Source organism: Pseudomonas sp. ATCC 43928 (assembly GCF_005938665.2).
Classification (GTDB): Bacteria; Pseudomonadota; Gammaproteobacteria; order Pseudomonadales; family Pseudomonadaceae; genus Aquipseudomonas.
In genome coordinates this window covers 269945-288162 of sequence record NZ_CP041753.1, presented here as the reverse complement: position 1 = coordinate 288162, position 18218 = coordinate 269945, and the positions used below count along the sequence as shown (strand labels likewise).

15 protein-coding genes and 1 pseudogene are annotated in these 18218 nt (G+C 60.1%); 7 read left to right on the top strand and 9 right to left on the bottom strand.

Features of this window, described 5'->3' with window-relative positions; all coding sequences use genetic code 11:
* Positions 1–15: 15 nt before the first annotated feature.
* Positions 16–795, top strand: a complete 780-nt coding sequence (locus FFH90_RS01315) for an N-acetylmuramoyl-L-alanine amidase (protein ID WP_138866575.1) — start codon at positions 16–18, stop codon at positions 793–795.
* A gap of 73 nt (positions 796–868) precedes the next feature.
* Complete coding sequence (locus FFH90_RS01310) at positions 869–2485, top strand: EAL domain-containing protein (protein WP_018927280.1); 1617 nt, start codon at positions 869–871, stop codon at positions 2483–2485.
* 12 nt (positions 2486–2497) lie between these two features.
* On the opposite strand, the gene FFH90_RS01305 is transcribed toward FFH90_RS01310, so the two are convergent.
* Positions 2498–4288 (bottom strand): KinB sensor domain-containing domain, encoded by a 1791-nt coding sequence (locus FFH90_RS01305; RefSeq protein ID WP_111453128.1) that lies wholly within the window; start codon positions 4286–4288, stop codon positions 2498–2500.
* Between the two features lie 10 nt (positions 4289–4298).
* Positions 4299–5645, bottom strand: a complete 1347-nt coding sequence (gene algB, locus FFH90_RS01300) for a sigma-54-dependent response regulator transcription factor AlgB (RefSeq protein ID WP_086945253.1) — start codon at positions 5643–5645, stop codon at positions 4299–4301.
* A 440-nt stretch (positions 5646–6085) separates the two neighbouring features.
* Here algB and FFH90_RS01295 point away from each other — a divergent pair, with 440 nt between their 5' ends.
* From FFH90_RS01295 to FFH90_RS01270, 5 genes and pseudogenes are all read left to right on the top strand, one after another.
* A complete protein-coding gene (locus FFH90_RS01295; protein ID WP_064615662.1) occupies positions 6086–6373 on the top strand; it encodes a hypothetical protein in 288 nt (95 codons plus the stop codon).
* A gap of 81 nt (positions 6374–6454) precedes the next feature.
* Positions 6455–6619 carry a DUF1328 domain-containing protein gene (locus FFH90_RS01290; protein WP_003177151.1) on the top strand — a complete coding sequence of 55 codons (165 nt, stop codon included), beginning with the start codon at positions 6455–6457 and terminating at the stop codon, positions 6617–6619.
* 66 nt (positions 6620–6685) lie between these two features.
* A pseudogene (locus FFH90_RS01285) lies at positions 6686–6790 on the top strand (Ivy family c-type lysozyme inhibitor); the annotation flags it as partial.
* 683 nt (positions 6791–7473) lie between these two features.
* Positions 7474–8805, top strand: coding sequence for a glutamate/aspartate:proton symporter GltP (gene gltP / locus FFH90_RS01275; RefSeq protein ID WP_018927284.1), 1332 nt, complete (start codon positions 7474–7476; stop codon positions 8803–8805).
* 104 nt (positions 8806–8909) lie between these two features.
* A complete protein-coding gene (locus FFH90_RS01270; protein ID WP_138866574.1) occupies positions 8910–10139 on the top strand; it encodes a nucleoside recognition domain-containing protein in 1230 nt (409 codons plus the stop codon).
* Between the two features lie 47 nt (positions 10140–10186).
* Here FFH90_RS01270 and FFH90_RS01265 read toward each other — a convergent pair whose 3' ends face one another.
* From FFH90_RS01265 to FFH90_RS01235, 7 genes are all read right to left on the bottom strand, one after another.
* Positions 10187–10813: an ABC-type transport auxiliary lipoprotein family protein gene (locus FFH90_RS01265; RefSeq protein ID WP_138866573.1), complete on the bottom strand. Its 627-nt coding sequence runs from the start codon at positions 10811–10813 to the stop codon at positions 10187–10189.
* Positions 10810–11748, bottom strand: a complete 939-nt coding sequence (locus tag FFH90_RS01260; RefSeq protein WP_018927287.1) for an MlaD family protein — start codon at positions 11746–11748, stop codon at positions 10810–10812. The genes FFH90_RS01265 and FFH90_RS01260 overlap by 4 nt, the downstream gene beginning before the upstream one ends.
* A gap of 1 nt (position 11749) precedes the next feature.
* Complete coding sequence (locus FFH90_RS01255) at positions 11750–12553, bottom strand: ABC transporter ATP-binding protein (protein ID WP_018927288.1); 804 nt, start codon at positions 12551–12553, stop codon at positions 11750–11752.
* Entirely contained in the window at positions 12550–13698 is a 1149-nt protein-coding gene (locus FFH90_RS01250) for an ABC transporter permease (protein WP_018927289.1), read from the bottom strand. The genes FFH90_RS01255 and FFH90_RS01250 overlap by 4 nt, the downstream gene beginning before the upstream one ends.
* A 53-nt stretch (positions 13699–13751) precedes the next feature.
* Positions 13752–14780 carry a DUF5924 family protein gene (locus FFH90_RS01245; protein WP_028940067.1) on the bottom strand — a complete coding sequence of 343 codons (1029 nt, stop codon included), beginning with the start codon at positions 14778–14780 and terminating at the stop codon, positions 13752–13754.
* A 239-nt stretch (positions 14781–15019) separates the two neighbouring features.
* Positions 15020–16396: a pitrilysin family protein gene (locus FFH90_RS01240; protein WP_138866572.1), complete on the bottom strand. Its 1377-nt coding sequence runs from the start codon at positions 16394–16396 to the stop codon at positions 15020–15022.
* A 55-nt stretch (positions 16397–16451) separates the two neighbouring features.
* Positions 16452–18110: a Na/Pi cotransporter family protein gene (locus tag FFH90_RS01235; RefSeq protein WP_018927292.1), complete on the bottom strand. Its 1659-nt coding sequence runs from the start codon at positions 18108–18110 to the stop codon at positions 16452–16454.
* Positions 18111–18218: the final 108 nt, after the last annotated feature.

Sequence of the window (18218 nt, the reverse complement as noted above, 5' to 3'; positions counted from 1 at the left end):
TATATTGCCTCCACCATGAAACTTCTTGCTCTTATTGCTTCGCTGCTCGTATTAGCCGGTTGCGCCAGCGGTCCCCGGATTGATACCAGCCACCCTTCAGTCAATCACGACAGCCGTATTCAGTTCGTGGTGATGCATTACACCTCCGCATCCCTGGAGGACTCGCTGCAATTGCTGACCCATGGCGAAGTCAGCAGCCACTACCTGATCGGCGACGACGAGCACGCCACCATCTATAAGCTGATGGATGAAAATCTTCGAGCCTGGCACGCAGGCGAAAGCCAATGGCAAGGCCGGACCTGGCTGAATTCCAGTTCCATTGGCATCGAAATCGTCAATCCGGGCTTCCAGGACACCCCGACCGGGCGTCTCTGGTATCCCTACAGCGAAGCCCAGGTCCAATCGATGATCTTTCTGCTCAAGGACATCAGCAAGCGCCAGGGCATCAGCCCTCGCCATATCATCGGCCATAGCGACATCGCCCCCATGCGCAAGCTCGACCCTGGCCCGCTGTTCCCCTGGAAACGCCTGGCGGCCGAAGGCCTGGGAATCTGGCCGAACGAGCAGGCCGTGGCGCGTCAGCAAGCGCAGTTCGCCATGCAGCTGCCAAGCATCAGTTGGTTTCAGGCACAACTTGCCCGCCTGGGCTACGCCACGCCACAAACCGGCGAACTGGATGCAGCGACACGCAATGTGCTGGCGGCTTTTCAGCTGCATTTTCGCCCGTCCCGTTTCGACGGCACGCCGGACGCGCAAACCGCGGCGCTTCTCCAGGTGTTGAACCAGACAAAATAATGACGCCCGCCCGACGGTCAGGGTCTTTTCCCAATCAGCAGCTATAACTCATTGGTAATCCTTCGGATATTCCATGATGACGGCTGCTCGAGAGAAGCTGCGTAGCTGGTTCTATCGCCCTTGGTTTCTGGCGACGCTGGCGGCTGCCTTGAGTGCCACGCTGCTGATGACCGGCAGTCTGTTCATTGCGATGCATCAGGTCGAGGACAACGAAAGCCAGGAGATGAACGCCCAGGGGGAGCGCTTTCTGGTCCGTCTGGAGCAGCTGTTCGGGCAACTGCGCGAAAGCCTCGACGACCTTGAAGCTCAACCGCTGCGGGGCTGCGACGATGAAATGATCGCCACATTGCAGCAAGTCAGCTTCAATTACCGCTTCGTTTACGAAGCCGCTTACATGGATGCTTCAGGAATCTGCTCCAACCGCCCACGCCAGGAAGGGCTTTCGGTGATCCGGCCACCGGACATCGAGGGCCCCACCTACAGCTATTGGTTGAACACCACCACAGAACCCGATGAGAACCGCGCCGCACTGATGCTGGGGCGTGGCAATTTCCGGGTGGCTACGTCTCGCGGGCATTTGACCGACATGGTTGATCTGTCTCCGGGGAGCAGCCTGCTGGTGGTGCTCGACCACGACACCCGCGCGATTCCCGTGCTCGGTGCCGAGCAGGAGTGGCCCCCGACGCAACCCTGGCCCCCGAAAAATCACGATGCACTGCAAGTCACCCCTACCCGCCTGATTTACCGAATGCCGACCAACACTCCCGAATACCAACTGGTGCTGATCACCCCGCGTACCGGGATGCATGTGCCGGCCGTTTGGTGGTGGCTGCTTCCGGCCAGCCTCGCGCTAAGTGCCTGCGTAGGCATTCTGGTGTTTCTGCTGGTGCGCCAGCGTCAATCACTGGATGCCGAACTGCACGGCGCGATACAACGAGGCGAATTGCAGGTGTTGTATCAACCGATCTTCGACCTCGACAGTCGCAACTGTGTCGGAGCCGAAGCCTTGCTGCGCTGGCGAAGGCCGGACGGCACCTTGACCAGCCCCGAGCTGTTCATTCCCATGGCGGAAAACACCGGCCAGATCCGCCAGATGACTGATTTCGTATTACAGCGCCTGCTGGAACAGCTCGGACAACTGTTGCGCGCCAATCCGCAGTTGTATATCTCGGTCAACCTGGCGGCCTGCGACGTCATGGTGCCGCGTATCGGTCAGGTGATGGCGCGCCTGCTGGCCTTGCACCGTGTAGCCGCCAGACAGATTGCCTTTGAGGTGACCGAGCGCGGATTGGTTGATGTCGTGGTGGCCAGAGAAAACCTGCAGGCCTTGCGCGATGTCGGGCATCAGGTGCTGATCGATGACTTCGGCACTGGCTATTGCAGCCTCGCCTACCTGCAAACACTGCCCGTGGACTGCCTGAAAATCGACAAGGCATTTATCGACGCGCTGGGTCATGACGCCGCCAGCAGCGGCGTGGCACCGCACATCATTCGCATGGCCCAGGCCCTGCAACTCAAGGTGATTGCCGAGGGCATCGAACATGAAGCCCAGGCAGAGTTTCTGAGCAGCGAGGGGGTGAAGTTCGGTCAGGGCTGGCTGTTCGCGCACCCATTGAGCGCTGTGCAATTCATCGAATTGATTACCCGTGGCCGCCGACAGGCAACGCGGCGTCTGGATGACGAAGACTGAGAGGGTTCAGGCTTATACCGCCAGCGCCATGTAGAACTGCGAACCCTGCCCCGGCCGTGAATACACGCCCATCCGCCCACCGTGCAACTGCACGATCTCCTTGCACAGCGCCAGACCGAGCCCGGCGCCGCCCTTCTTGCGGCCGACCTGAACAAAAGGCTCGAATATCCTTCCTTGCTGGCTGTAGGCAATGCCTTCGCCGTTGTCTTCGACACTGATAATCACCCGCTCCCCATGACGTCGAGCCTGCAAACGTATCAGCCCGTCGCGGGAGGTATGACGCAAGGCGTTGTCGATCAGGTTATCGAGCACCCGCTCCAGTTGCGCCTGATCGGCCTGCAGCCGCGGCAACGTTCCCTGCACTTCCACCAACAGCTCAATGCCCTTCTCCTGCGCCGGACCGGCAAAGCGTGCCTGGGCCTGCTCCAGTAAATCTTCGATGGAGCACGGCGCCAGGGTGAGTTTTTGCAGGCCGTTCTGATAGCGAGAGAAATTCAGCAAGTCGTTGATCAACTGCATCAAGCGCTGCATTTCTTCATTCACGGTATTCAGCAAGTCGGCCTCACGGGAGTCCTCGGCAAAATGCGCCCGCTCGCGGAACAGGCCGAATGCCATGTGCATCCCGGTGACCGGCGTGCGTAACTCATGGGAAGCACGCAAGACGAACTCGCTGCGCACCCGTTCGAAGGCACGCTGCTCGGTGACGTCATGCAACACCATCACAGCGCCGAGAATATGACCCTGGGTATGGCTGACCGGCGTCAGGCTATACGTCAGCAATCGCGACTCCCCGTCAACCTCGATGCTCAGGTCGTCCGGCACTCGTTCCAGGGTGCCGCCGCGCAGCACCAGATGCAGTTGTTCATCCAGTTCGGGACGCTCAAGTGCCGTGCCCAGCCCTTGGCCGAGACGCTCGGTGTCCCAGCCTAACTGGCGCTGAGCCACCGGGTTGAGGTGCTCGAGCTGACCTTGACGATCAATGATCAGCAAACCGTCGTCGATGCTATCGAGCACTGCTTGCAAACGCTGCTGTCCGGCGAGTAGCTCGTCGATATTAGTGGCTTGGTGCTGTCGCAGGGCCTCGGCCATGATTCCGAAGCGTCGGGTCAGCTGGTTCATTTCCACTGCGGAGGAAATCGGCAGAGTCACTTCGAAATTGCCTTGGCCGATGTTGTCAGCCGCCGCCGCCAGGGCCTCGATCGGAGCTCCGAAACGCTGGGCGATCGCATGGGCGGTAATGAACCCGATGAACAGCACCCCCACCCCGATCAACCCGAGCAGGCCGGCAATCAGCAACGCGCGGTCCCGGGCCTGGCGTTCGGTTTCACTGATGTTATCCAGCGCGCGCTTCTGTTCGGCGATCAAACCGTTGCGCAGCGTGTTGAATTTTTCCGTGAGATCCCCGCCCCCAGTGAGCACCTGTGCCGTATCGCGGGAAAGATCGTAGGCCTGCAGAAAGCTCTGGTAATCAGCCTTGGCCTTTTTGAAACCGTACTGGGCGCCCTCGCTGGACGGCTCGCGAGCAATGCCTTCATCGAGCAATTCGAGGTAATGCTGCCTGGATGCCTCGAGCGCCGCGGGATCAGGCTTCTCGCCGAGCATGATGATCAGTTGATCACCCAGGGTCTGGCGCAGCTTCAATCCCAGGTCCAGCCTGACGAAGTTGTCACGGATCAGGGCCTCCTGCGTACCAGCCATCTGCATCACGCTGACCAGCCCGAGCAACAGCCCGAGCAGCGCCACGGTGATCAAGGCTGAAATACTCAGGAACAACCGGGTGCGCAATGTCATCGCCAGTTTCATCGGGTGCAGCTCACAGGTTGTACTGCTTGCGTTTGCGGTACAGGGTCGAGGCGTCGATACCCAGGGTCTTGGCCGCCTGATCCAGGGTATCGGCGGTGGCAAGGACCGCGCCGATGTGGGCTTTCTCCAACTCATCCAGGCTCAACGCGGCGCCAATGCGTGGCGTACTGTTGGTCGGAGCTTCGGCCATGCCCAAGTGGCTGATCTCGACCCGCTCCTGCGGACAAATAATGCTCGCCCGTTCCACCACGTTGCGCAGCTCGCGGATATTGCCGGGCCAGCGGTAGCTGAGCAGCGCCTCGCGGGCCTCGTCGCTGAAACACCGGGCCGGACGCGAGTATTCCTTGACGAAGCGCGCCAGGAAACGGTCAGCCAGGTTCAGGATGTCTTCCCTGCGTTCGCGAAGCGGCGGCAGGTGCAAAGTGATGACGTTCAGCCGATAGAGCAAATCCTCACGAAAGCGCCCGTCGCGGACCATGTCTTCAAGGTTGAGGTTGGTAGCCGCGAGGATTCGCACGTCGGCGCGACGGGTCACCGGGTCACCCACACGCTCGTATTCCTTGTCCTGGATGAAACGCAGCAACTTTGGCTGCAAAGTCAGGGGAAAATCGCCGATCTCGTCAAGAAACAACGTTCCGCCATCAGCCTGATTGACACGCCCCAAGGTGCTTTCGCTGGCACCGGTGAACGCGCCACGGCTGTGGCCGAAGAGTTCACTGTCCATCAATTCCGCTGTCAGGGAGGGGCAGTTGATGGTGATGCAGGATTTCTTCTGGCGTTTGCTCCAGCCATGAATGGCCTGTGACAGCTCACCTTTACCGGTGCCGGACTCTCCGAGAATCAGAATGTTGGCGTCGGTACTGGCGACCTGGCGTGCGGTTTCAAGCACCACTTTCATCGCCGGGCTGTGGGAGTCCAGCCCCTCCTTGGGTTTACGCACTTCACCTTCGAGGGCTTCCAGGCGTGCCGAGAGTTGCCGCACTTCCAGCTGTTTGGCGGTGGCCAGACGTAACTGATCGGGGCTGCAAGGTTTGACCAGATAGTCGGCGGCACCGGCCTGAATTGCATCCACTGCAGTGTCTACGGCCGAGTGAGCGGTGACGATCACCACACGCATCCAGGGCGCCTGAATTCGCATCTGGGCCAGCACATCGAGGCCATTGTCTTCACCCAGGCGCAAATCGAGGAAGCACAGATCGAAAACCTGACGCTGCAACAAGGCTTCGGCCTGAGCAGCGCTGGTCGCGGTGGCCACGCTGTAGCCTTCGTCTTCGAGGCAATAGCGAAAGGTTCGAAGGATGGCGGATTCGTCGTCCACCAGCAGAATGCGGCCTTGATGCTCAGTGGCTGATTCCATGTTCCTACGCTCCTTTAATAGGTGTTCTTGGTTAGTCCCGGAAAAATCGGGCAAGTTGCATGATTGATTCTGGTCGATTCCAGCCACAACAGGCTATCTATCTACTCAAAGTTCAGCTAATACGCTGATTTATTTGAACTTTTATTTACAGACCATTCTTTCAGCGATTGCCTGCGTCCCTTTCTGACATCTACGCCCTCCCCGCAATTCCAAAAATATTGAAAGTGCCTGCGAACTCATCGTGCATTACGCACGACTGCAAACGGATCATCGTGCAGGATGCGTCCAAAACGATTTCTACAAACACAATAACCTTTTGATTTATATCGTATTTATTCTTTATTAAAGCTGGCATGCAGGCTGCAATGGTCTAGGTAATCAGGGCATTTAATGAACCAGCGCCCGCCAAAGATCACTACCCGTATGGGAGGAACTTCAGGATGAATCGCCAAAGTGCCGCCCAATTGCGTCTTTCGCCACTGCATGTCCAGCAAGGCTTGTTTGCCCTGTTGGCGTTGTTGATCACCCTGATTGGTGGCCAGCAGTACATGCGTTGGGAGCAAAGCGCGCAACCGGCGCCAGTGCACCTTTCGATTCCACATCCCCCCCAAAGCCACTTCAGCGCCGTCAGCAGCAACCCGGCTGACAACGCCTCAATACGAATGATGGGCGTCGACCAGGCCCGGCCTGTGGACGAGACGCCCTCCCAGGAACGTTGGGTGTTTTAAGTAAACGAACTTGGCGCGCTAAACGCGCCGGGAAATGCACCACAAGCAACATCCTTAAATAGAAGCGTAAGGAGAATCACCATGTTGAGCTGGGCAATCACATTCCTGATCATTGCCATCATCGCTGCAGTATTGGGCTTCGGTGGTATCGCGGGCACCGCCACGGGCATCGCCAAGATTCTCTTTGTCGTATTCCTGGTGATGTTCATTGCTTCCTTCTTCTTTGGCCGTCGCGGTCGAGGTTGATATGTGTGTTTCGGTTAAAGACATTGGCGGCCGCCCTGCTTCTGGGCGGCAGTGCCATGACGATCGCGGCCACCCACGCGACATGCCGACTACCGCTTACTCGGTAAACCGGACGAAGGCATGCAGAAGATGTGGATGGCGCGACTGAAGAAAGATCCAGGCAGGTATTGAGTTTGAAACACGAAAGAGGCCTGGCGCTTCTTTCCACTGCGCTACCCGAGGACGGTAGACGCATGACCAAGGGGTCGGGACGTTCTGACTGCTTCAGGGTCGGAGTGACCTACGGGTACAGGGAGTAGCCGCGCAAGGGCCGGGTCAGGTGAAGCTGCGACGCAAGTTCGTCGGCCTAGCGTGGCTCGACGGACTTGCGGAGAGCTTCAACGTGCAAAACGTTGATCTAGAGCATTCTGCTCATATGTTCTTGCTGCATATTCCCCGCAAAACCGTTTCGCGGTGTTTCTTCGTGACCGTATATCGAGAAAGCTCTGACTTTCATGAGAAGAAAAATCGCAGTCGAACGTAGGACATCTCCTAAATTTTCACTGGTTCAAAAAAACATCAACCGGCGCTGAAATGGCCGGTTCACGGCACTTATACCTGCCGAAATGTCGCATTCGAACCGGCTGGGACGTGGGTTTCAGTTGAAAAATCTCATGCCGATTCGGCATAGGGTAGGCGTTTACGGCATTAGACGGCGCTTCCCCGCATCGGAATAGTTGCGCCTTTTTCGCTGCCAGAGAGCTGTAAATGCTCGCTCGCGGGGACCTTATACGGGGGTTGGTGCAAGACGGCTTCGCCATTGAGCGTTGCAGTTCATGCATCAGCCTGAGTCAAACGCAAGTAAGGGTAAAGATATGAAGAAGGCAAAGCTTAGCCTCGCCTGGCAGATCCTCATCGGTCTGGTTCTGGGGATAGCAATAGGTGCACTGCTCAACCACTTCAGCGCTGAAAAGGCCTGGTGGATCAGCAACGTCCTGCAACCAGCAGGCGATATCTTTATCCGTCTGATCAAGATGATCGTGATCCCGATCGTAATCTCCTCGCTGGTCGTCGGCATCGCTGGCGTTGGGGACGCGAAAAAACTCGGGCGTATCGGTCTGAAGACCATCATTTACTTCGAGATCGTCACCACCATCGCCATTCTGGTCGGTCTGGTGCTGGCCAACGTGGTCCATCCGGGCAGCGGCATCGACATGAGCACCCTGGGTACCGTGGATATTTCCAAGTACCAAGCCACTGCTGCCGAGGTTCAGCATGAACACGCGTTCATCGAAACCATCCTCAACCTGATCCCGTCGAACATCTTTGCGGCCATGATGCGCGGCGAGATGCTGCCGATCATCTTCTTCTCCGTGTTGTTCGGTCTCGGTCTGTCGAGCCTGCAATCGGACCTGCGCGAACCTCTGGTGAAGATGTTCCAGGGCGTGTCGGAAAGCATGTTCAAAGTCACCCACATGATCATGAACTACGCCCCGATCGGCGTGTTCGCACTGATCGCGGTGACCGTGGCCAACTTCGGCTTCGCCTCCCTGCTGCCACTGGCCAAGCTGGTCGTCCTGGTTTACTTCGCCGTCGCCTTCTTCGCCTTCGTGGTGCTGGGCCTGATCGCTCGCCTGTTCGGCTTCTCGGTGATCAAGCTGATGCGCATCTTCAAGGATGAGCTGGTCCTGGCCTACTCCACCGCCAGTTCCGAAACCGTGCTGCCGCGCGTGATCGAGAAGATGGAAGCCTACGGTGCGCCGAAAGCCATTTGCAGCTTCGTGGTACCGACCGGCTACTCGTTCAACCTCGACGGTTCGACCCTGTACCAGAGCATCGCGGCGATCTTCATTGCCCAGCTGTACGGCATCGACCTGTCGATCAGCCAGCAATTGCTGCTGGTGCTGACCCTGATGGTCACCTCCAAAGGCATCGCCGGCGTACCGGGCGTGTCCTTCGTGGTGTTGCTGGCCACTCTGGGCAGCGTCGGTATTCCGCTGGAAGGCCTGGCATTTATCGCCGGTGTCGACCGCATCATGGATATGGCCCGCACCGCGCTGAACGTGATCGGCAACGCCTTGGCCGTGCTGGTCATCTCGCGCTGGGAAGGCATGTACGACGACGCCAAGGGCCAGCGCTACTGGAACTCCCTGCCGCACTGGCGCAGCAAGGAAAAGCTGCCGGTTGGTGAAACCTCCAGCAACTAATGCCCGCTCCCACAAGAGCCCCCAACAAACCCCGGAGAAATCCGGGGTTTGTCGTTTCTGCCTACCCCGCTATCATTCGCCGCATCTTCCGGGGGATTTGACTGATGCTTAATGGCCTGTGGCTTGGCTTCTTCATCGTGGCAGCCGTATCGGCGCTGGCGCAGTGGCTGATCGGTGGTAACGCCGGGATCTTTGCGGCGATGGTGGAAAGTATTTTCGCCATGGCCAAATTGTCGGTTGAGGTCATGGTCCTGTTGTTCGGCACCCTCACCCTCTGGCTGGGCTTTCTGCGGATCGCCGAGAAGGCCGGGATCGTCGAGTGGCTGGCCAAGGCGCTGGGGCCACTGTTCCTGCGTCTGATGCCGGAAGTGCCGGCCGGTCATCCCGCCATCGGCCTGATCACCCTGAACTTCGCCGCCAACGGCCTGGGCCTGGACAACGCCGCCACACCGATCGGCCTCAAAGCCATGAAGGCGCTGCAAGAGCTCAACCCCAGTGCAACGATCGCCAGCAACGCGCAGATCCTCTTCCTGGTGCTCAACGCCTCCTCCCTGACCCTGCTGCCCGTGACGATCTTCATGTACCGCGCCCAGCAAGGCGCGCCCGATCCGACGCTGGTGTTCCTGCCGATCCTGCTCGCCACCAGTTGCTCAACCATCGTCGGCTTCCTGACCGTAGCGTTCATGCAACGCCTGCGCATCTGGGACCCGGTGGTGCTGGCATACCTGATTCCCGGCGCCCTCGCCCTTGGCGGCTTCATGGCACTGCTGGCGACGCTCTCGGCGACCGCGCTGGCGAGCCTGTCATCGGTCCTCGGCAACGTGACGCTGTTCGGCTTGATCATGCTGTTTATGATCATCGGCGCATTACGCAAGGTGAAGGTCTACGAGGCATTCGTCGAAGGCGCCAAAGAAGGCTTCGACGTCGCCAAGAACCTGCTGCCATATCTGGTGGCAATGCTCTGCGCCGTGGGCGTGCTGCGGGCGTCCGGGGCGCTGGACTTCGGTCTGGACGGGATTCGTCACCTGGTGGCGTGGGCCGGTTGGGACACGCGCTTTGTCGATGCCTTGCCGACCGCATTGGTCAAACCCTTTTCCGGCAGTGCCGCCCGGGCAATGCTGATCGAAACCATGAAGACCGAGGGGGTGGACAGCTTCCCGGCGCTGGTGGCGGCGACAGTCCAGGGCAGTACCGAAACGACCTTCTATGTCTTGGCGGTGTATTTCGGCGCGGTGGGCATCCAGCGTGCACGGCATGCGGTGGGCTGTGCGCTGCTGGCGGAGCTTGGCGGGGTGCTGGGGGCCATCGGGGTTTGCTACTGGTTCTTCGGTTAAACGAAAACCCTGTGGCAGCGGGCAAGCCCGCTCCCACAGCGGTGGCTTCAGGGCCTCAGCGGCGGCACGACTTTCTGACCCTGCTCCACCGTCCAGGCCACCACCTGCGCCGTCAACTGGTCGCTGGCCTGGCCGAACCCGGCGACCACCGCCGGCACCTTCACATCGCTCAACGGCTGGCGTACTTCAAAGCGCCGACTGGCGAGGATGCGCTGGTCATACCCACGCACCAGCAATGCATCCAGCCGCACGACCACGCTCGCCGTCGTGCCTTGGTATTCGGTCTGGAACGCCTGCAGGTTGCCGCCCAGCTCCAGGTCCGCCTGCAAATTGCTGTCATCGGTGCTGAGCAACGGCACCCGACCGTCACGCTGGAAACCATCGAGCAGACGATTGCGCAGCAGCACCGGCGCCGGGTCGCTCCAGCGGGAAGCCTTGTAGCTGCTGATCAGGTCACCCTGAGGGATCACGGCGATCTTCGGGGTGTTCAAGGCTTCGCTCGTCTGCGGCTTGGCCAGCCGCAGCGACCAGTGCAGCGCCGTGCTGTGATTGGCCGGTGCGCCGCTCTGGGCCGAGGGCAACCGGTAGACATCGGATGGCTCGGACTTGGGCAGAATCGAGCAGGCACTGGTCAGGGCAAAACCGACAGCCAAGGCTAACGGGATCAGCTTCATGGCGTGAACTCCTTGTTCTTGTCACTGCCCAGCAGGTAACCGCTGGGGTTGGCCTCAAGCCGCTGGGAAATGGTGCGCAGCGAGCTCAAGGTGTCGCGCAACTCACGCACTGCCGGCGCCAGGCCATTGAGGCCCTGCATGCCGTTGTTGAGGGAATCCTGATTAGTGGTGAGCAATGAGTTGATGGTCGCGCTGCTCCGTTCCAGGGACTTCATGGCTTGCTCGGCACTGCCGAACATCTGCTTGCCCTGATCGTTGAGCAGGCTGTTGGCGTTGCGCATCAGCCCAGCAGTTTGTTCGAGTGTGGCGGAGGCCTGTTTACTGATCGACGCCAGTTGCTGCATGGCTTGGCCGATGTCGCCGCGCTGGTCGGCGATGATGCCGGTGGTTTGCTCCAGATGCTCAAGGGTCTTGCTGATGCGCTCGACGTTTTCCGAAGAAAACATCTGATTGGCGTTCTGCATCAACACGTTCACACCGGTCATCAGATCGTTACTGTCGCTCATCAAACGGGCGATAGGCGAGGGTGATGCCACGATGGTCGGCAAATTGCCGCCCTTGCCCTTGAGCGTCGGACTTTGCGGTGTACCACCGCTGAGCTGAATGATCGAGGTGCCGGTGATCCCGGTCAGCGCCAGTTTGGCCTGGGTGTCTTCCTTGATCGGGGTATCGCCGCCCAGGCGGATCCGCGCCAACACCCGGCGTGGATCGTTCGGGTCCAGGCGCAGCGTCACTACGTCGCCGACCTTGATCCCGCTGTACTGCACGGCGCTGCCCTTGGACAAACCGCTGACCGCCTCGTTGAAGACGATTTCGTAATCCTTGAATTCGGTGTCGACGCTGGACTTGGCCAGCCACAGACCGAAGAGCAGGGCGCCTGCCACCACTATGACGGTGAACAGGCCGATCAATACGTGATGGGCTCGGGTTTCCATGTCAGACCTCGTTGAGCTGGTTAGCGGCCGTCAGCGCCGCGCGGCCGCGAGGGCCATGGAAGTATTCGTGAATCCACGCGTCGTCGGTTTCCGAAACCTTGTCGATGGCATCCGCCACCAGTACTTTCTTTTGCGCCAGCACCGCCACCCGGTCGGTGATGGTGTAGAGCGTGTCGAGGTCGTGGGTGACCAGAAACACACTCAAACCCAACGCGTCGCGCAGGGTCAGAATCAATTGATCGAACGCCGCCGCGCCAATCGGGTCGAGACCAGCGGTGGGCTCGTCGAGAAACAGAATGTCCGGGTCCAGCGCCAACGCCCGGGCCAGGGCGGCGCGCTTGATCATGCCGCCAGACAGTGAAGCAGGGTACTTGTCGGCCGCCGACAAGGGCAATCCGGCCAATGCCAGTTTCACCGCCGCCAGGTGCTCGGCATCGGTACGGCTCAGGCCGGCGTGTTCGATAAGGGGCAGGGCGACGTTCTCGGTCACTGTCAGCGAAGAGAACAGGGCGCCTTTCTGGAACAACACGCCGAAGCGCCGCTCGACCAGCGAACGCTCGTGCTCCGACAGGCTCGGCAAGTTCTTGCCGAAGACCTTCACCAGCCCTTCGCTGGGCTGGCGCAAGCCGACGATGCTGCGCAACAGCACCGATTTGCCGCTGCCGGAACCGCCGACCACCGCCAGAATTTCGCCTTTGTACAAATCCAGGTCGAGGTTCTCGTGCACGCTCTGGCGGCCGAAGCGATTGCACAGCCCACGGACTTCGATCACCGCCTCGGAAGGCGCTCGGGGTAGACGACTCACCAGCCCATCTCCATGAAAAACAATGCGGCCACGGCATCGAGGACGATCACCACGAAAATCGACTGCACCACACTCGACGTGGTGTGCGCGCCGACGGACTCGGCGCTGCCGCTGACCTTGAAGCCTTCAAGACAGCCGATGGCGGCGATCAGGAACGCAAAAATCGGCGCTTTGACGATCCCCACCAGGAAGTGCTGAACGCCGATGTCCGATTGCAGCAGCGACAGGAACATCGCCGGCGATATATCCAGCGACAGCGCACACACCACGCCACCGCCGACAATCCCCGACAACATCGCCAGGAAGGTCAGCATCGGCAGCGCCACCAGCAACGCCAATACCCGCGGCACCACCAGCAACTCCATCGGGTCGAGGCCGAGGGTGCGGATCGCATCGATTTCTTCGTTGGCCTTCATCGAGCCGATCTGCGCGGTGAACGCACTGGCGGTGCGGCCGGCCATCAGGATCGCGGTGAGCAACACGCCGAATTCGCGCAAAAAAGAAAACGCCACCAGGTCCACGGTAAAAATGCTCGCGCCGAAGCTCGCCAGCACAGTCGCACCGAGAAACGCTACCACGGCGCCCACCATAAAGGTCAGCAGGGCGACGATGGGAGCGGCGTCGAGGCCAGTCTGCTCAATGTGCGCGACCATCGGCGTGAGGCGCCAGCGCTTGGGACAAAACAGCCCGCGCGCGATGGTTTGCAGGATCAGGCCGACAAAACCCAGCACCTGCAGGGCGTCCTGCCAGACCGCATCGACCGCACGGCCGATACGGGTCAGCAGTTGAATGCCGACGCTGATTTCCGGCTCTTTGATCGGTACGCAGAAATCAGTCAGCGAGCAATACACCGTCTGCAGCAAGGCGCGATCGGCGGAGGAAAGGGTGCAATCAGGGTGTTCGGCGGACTTGCCCAGACGCTCGGAACCCAGCAACTCCACCAACAGCGATGCACCCGCCGTGTCCAGGGCACCGAGGCCGTTGAGGTCGATGGGGGTGTTGTTGTCGTATTGGCCACGGAGCTTTTCGCTCAGGTGGCTGAGATCGGCGTAATGAGCGAGCGTCCAGTCACCCGTGACCCGCAGCAGGGCAGGGATGTGCGAGGTATCCAGTCGGACATTGCCAGGCGTTGTGCTGCTGGTCATAAGCTCCTGCTTGTTCGGCAATTGCGCAGACCAGATTAATAGCACGAACCGCGTTACTTATCTTTGATGGGTGTGCTGTCCATGACCTTGAAGCGCAGCACGCCGATCAACTGGCCGTCTTCGGTGAGCACCCGAACTTGCCATTTACCCGCGGGATTGCCGGGGAAATTCTGCTTATGGGTCCAGGCGCGGTAGCCTTCCTTGCGCCCGCCGTGGATATCCAGAGGGATGCGGTCGACCTCTTTACCGTTGAACATCCAGACGTGATAAATCCGCTCGTCCAGCCCCCGTGGGGCATTGATCGCGGTGTAGGCGTACAAACCGTCGCCACGAATCTGCTCGGCGCTGACTTCTTCCAGGCTCTTGCCGGGGGTGCGGTCCTGCATTTGGGTGCTGATCGCCACATCGGTCATCCACAGGGTGGCCGGCGGAACCCAGGAACGCAGCACCCAGCCGACAGCGCCGATGCCAACGGTGATGCTGAGGATCGCCAACGCATTGCGCACGGTCCGAATCGGGAAGATCGACGCCAGACTGGGGAACGACAGCACCATGGCGATGCCCAGCGCCAGTTTGAAGCTCTGGGAGGTGGTCAGGTGCAGGATGACGGGCAGGGCGGTCAGCAGGGCGGCGAAGAGGGTCAGGGTATGCAGCGCCAGGAACGCCCAGCGGCGCGGCGCCAGCCATTTGTAGTAGAGCGGGTCGGTGATCGAGATCAACGCCGCCATGCCCAACAACCCCGTGAAAAACAGTTGGCCGCTGTTCCAGGTGGTGGTGATGAAAAAGAACGGCAGGACGAAGAACAGGCTTTCCTGATGGATCATCTGCGTCGCATAACGCAGCAGGGGCTGGGGTATTTCGCGCTTGAAGACCTTGGCGAACAACTCAGTGAGGCTGTTTTCCAGCATCAGCCAGACCCAGCTGACCAGCATGATGGTGGTGATCCAGGTCGCCAGGCCTTGCTGGCGATCCACCAAGATGAAGCTGCCGACCCCGGAAATGAAACCGCCGAGCGCGATGACCCCGGGGTAGCGCTTCATCAATTCCAGGATGCGCTGTATGTACAGGGTCAGAGTCGGCATTCGGCGGTTCACAATAGTCGTGGGAAAAATCCCCGACAGGGTACCGTCCGAGGGGGCCTGTGGCGAGGGTTCCGGTTACGTTGACCAACCCCAAACCCTGTGGCGAGGGAGCTTGCTCCCGCTGGGTCGCGAAGCGGCTCTAAAACCACCCACCGCGTAATTTCAAGTAGATCTCCGATACCGGTTTACGGCTGCTGCGCAGCCGAGCGGGAGCAAGCTCCCTCGCCACAGGGAAATAACTACTTTCTGCGGTGAACACGCCAACCCAATGCCCCAAGCACCATCAATCCAAATACCCCGGCAATCGCCCACATCAACTGGTCATAACTCACCAACGGCTTCTCGATCCGCAAATACCCCGGTTGCAGCAGCAACTCACGCATCGCCTGGTTCGCCTCGGCCAGCGTCACTTCTTGCAGTGCCTTGGCCGGGTTGGTGAAATGGCCGTCCTCGTAGTCCCCAAGGGCGCTCCAGTAGTAATCCGCCAGGGCGCTATTGCCTTGCACGGCCCAGGCCTGACGGGCGATGGCGGCCTGCTTGAGGCGGGCGAAGGTGGTGGCGTCGAGACCGTCCTTGAGCAAACCGGCTTTGAGCTCATCCAGCACCTGTTCAGCTGCCGGCACGTCGCCGCGTTCAAGATCGGCGTTCAGGCTCATGAAGCCCACTCCGCCAAACACCTCACGCTCGGCCGAGGGCCCATAGGACAACCCATGGACCAGGCGCAGTTGGCGATAAAGCGCCCAGTCCAGGTAGTCTTTGAGCAGATCGAACGTTTCGTCGGGCTGGTCTTCCTGCACCGGTTCCGGCACCAGCCAGTGCAACTTGGCGCCGCCACCGACAAAACCGTGGCTCAGAGTACGCTCGTGGGCCGCGCTGGCCTGGATTGTCGGCAAGGGCAGGTGATCGGCAGGCTCGACGGCTACGAGCGCGCCATACGCCCGTTCCAGATAGGCCGGCAGCAGGCGGTCGAGCTCGCCGACCACGATCAGGGTCATGTTGTTGGGCGCGTACCAGGCTTTGCGCACCTTCTCCAGTTGCTCGCGGGTCAGGTGACTGACTTCGGCGCGCTCCTGGCATTTGAGGCCCAGTTCCACCGCCAACTGATTACTGGCGGTGTGGCCCAGGTCCTGGCGATCCAGCCAGCGTTGCAGGTGCGAATAATGGCCACCGTCTTCGCGCTCGACCACCTGCTTGGCGACGTTGATAGCGTTGTCGTCGATACGGGTCTGGGTCAGCAGAGCCAACAACAGATCGAGGGCCTTACGCTGGTTTTTCGCCGGTGCTTCGATGACGAACGTGGTGTCGGCGTTGCTGGTGTAAGCGTTCCACTCACCCCCCAGGGCCTGCATGCGCTCCTCCAGACCACCTTCGCCGGTGGCGTCAATGCCGCTGAACAGCAAGTGTTCGAGCAGATGCGGCAGCTCCTTGTCGGCGCAGTTGAAATCATCCAGACCCACGCCGACTACCAGCCGAATCGCCACATGCCCGCGCTCGGTGCCCGGTTTGAGGACCAATTGCAGACCGTTGGGCAGCGTATAGCCCTCGACCTGAAAGCGATCCAGGGCAAATGAGGGCAGGGCGCCGAGCAACAGACAAGCGAATAGCAGACAGCGCATAACGAGTTTCCGTACGACAGCGTAAGTACAACAGACTTCAGGCAACTGTGGACGTTCAGGGTGAATGAGTGATGTCAGCCAAATCGTCGACCGCCAGAGCACCGGTGTCCGAAGTGCCCAACACCGCATAGGCACTGCTGCAAAACAGCGAATTGAGGCGCCTCATGTCAGCGATCAGCTCCAGATGCAGCGAACTGGTCTCGATGCTTTGCACAATCTTACGGTGCAAACGACTGACATGAGCGTGGGCCAGGCGGCGTTCCTGTGCGCGAAAGCGACGTTTCTCACGCAGTAACTGGCGAGCACTTTCCGGATCGGAACTGAGGAACACCGACAACCCCAGGCGCAGGTTGGCAATCAGCTGGCTGTGCAGGCCCGCCAATTCTTCCAGACCGACCTCGGAAAACGACCGCCGCTGCGCGGTTTTCTGCTGCTGAACCTTGCGCAGCATGCGTTCGATCAGGTCACTGGCCAGTTTCAGGTTAATCGCCAGCTCGATGGTTTCAGCCCACCGTTGGCTATCTTGTTCGCTGAGGTCTTCCCGAGGCATTTGCGCCAGATAGAGTTTGATCGCGCTGTAGAGCGCTTCGACATCATCGGTCAGGCGACGGATTTCCTGGGTAACGGCGGTCTGTTTGCCACGCAGTACGGCGAGCATGGCTTCGAGCATGTTGTCGACCAGATCGCCGATGCGCAGGGTTTCCCGGGCGGCATTGGCCAGCGCCAGGCTGGGGGTCACCAATGCCGTCGGGTCAAGGTGCCGCGGTTTGGCCGTGCCGTTGATGTCCGGCCGCTCCGGCAGCAGCCAAGCACAGAGCCTGGCCATCAGCCCGACGCTGGGCAACAGGATCAGGCAGCGCGCGGTGTTGTAGAGCAGGTGGAAGCCGATGACCATTTCCTGAGCGCTGAAGTCGAAGCTGTCGATCCAGTGCACCAGTGGATCGAGCACCGGAATGATCAGCAGCAGACCAATCAGTTTGTACAACAGGCTGCCCAGCGCCACCTGACGGCCGGCGGCGTTCTGCATGCTGGTGCTGAGGAAGGCGAGAACGCCGCTGCCGATGTTGGCGCCGATCACCAGGCCGATGGCCACTGGCAGGCTGATCACGCTGGCACCGGCGAGGGTCGCGGTCAGCAATACGGCGGCCAGGCTGGAGTATGAAATCATCGCGAACAGTGCACCGACCAGCGCATCGAGCAGGATGTCGCCGGTCAGTGAGGCGAAAATCACCTTCACTCCCTGAGCATGAGTGATCGGCGTGGCGGCCTCGACGATCAGTTGCAGCGCCAGAATGATCAGCCCCAGACCGATGCTGACCCGCCCCATCTGCCCGACCCGGGTCTGCTTGCGCGACAGAAAGAAAATCACCCCGAGGAAGATCAGCAGCGGTGACAGCCACGACAGGTCGAGGGTCAGTACCCGCGCCATCAGTGCGGTACCGACGTCGGCACCGAGCATGGTCGCCAGGGCCGGGGTCAGCGCCATCAGGCCCTGACCGACAAATGAGGTGACGAGCATGGCGGTGGCGTTGCTGCTCTGGACCATGGCGGTCACCATGATCCCGGCGATAAACGCCAGCCAGCGCCTGGCCATGTTCTGGCCGATCACATGGCGCAAGTTGGAGCCATAAACCCGCAGGATGCCGGTTCGGACGATGTGCGTGCCCCAGATCAGCAAGGCCACGGCCGATAATAAATTGAGCAGGGTGAGCATACAGGCCCCCTGTGGTGGTAGCGCCCCAGCGGGGCAAGTTAACGATGCCGCGTTCTTCTACGTTCTGTACTTAAGCTGTAGTTGGCTAACGGTCTGGACGCCAGCATC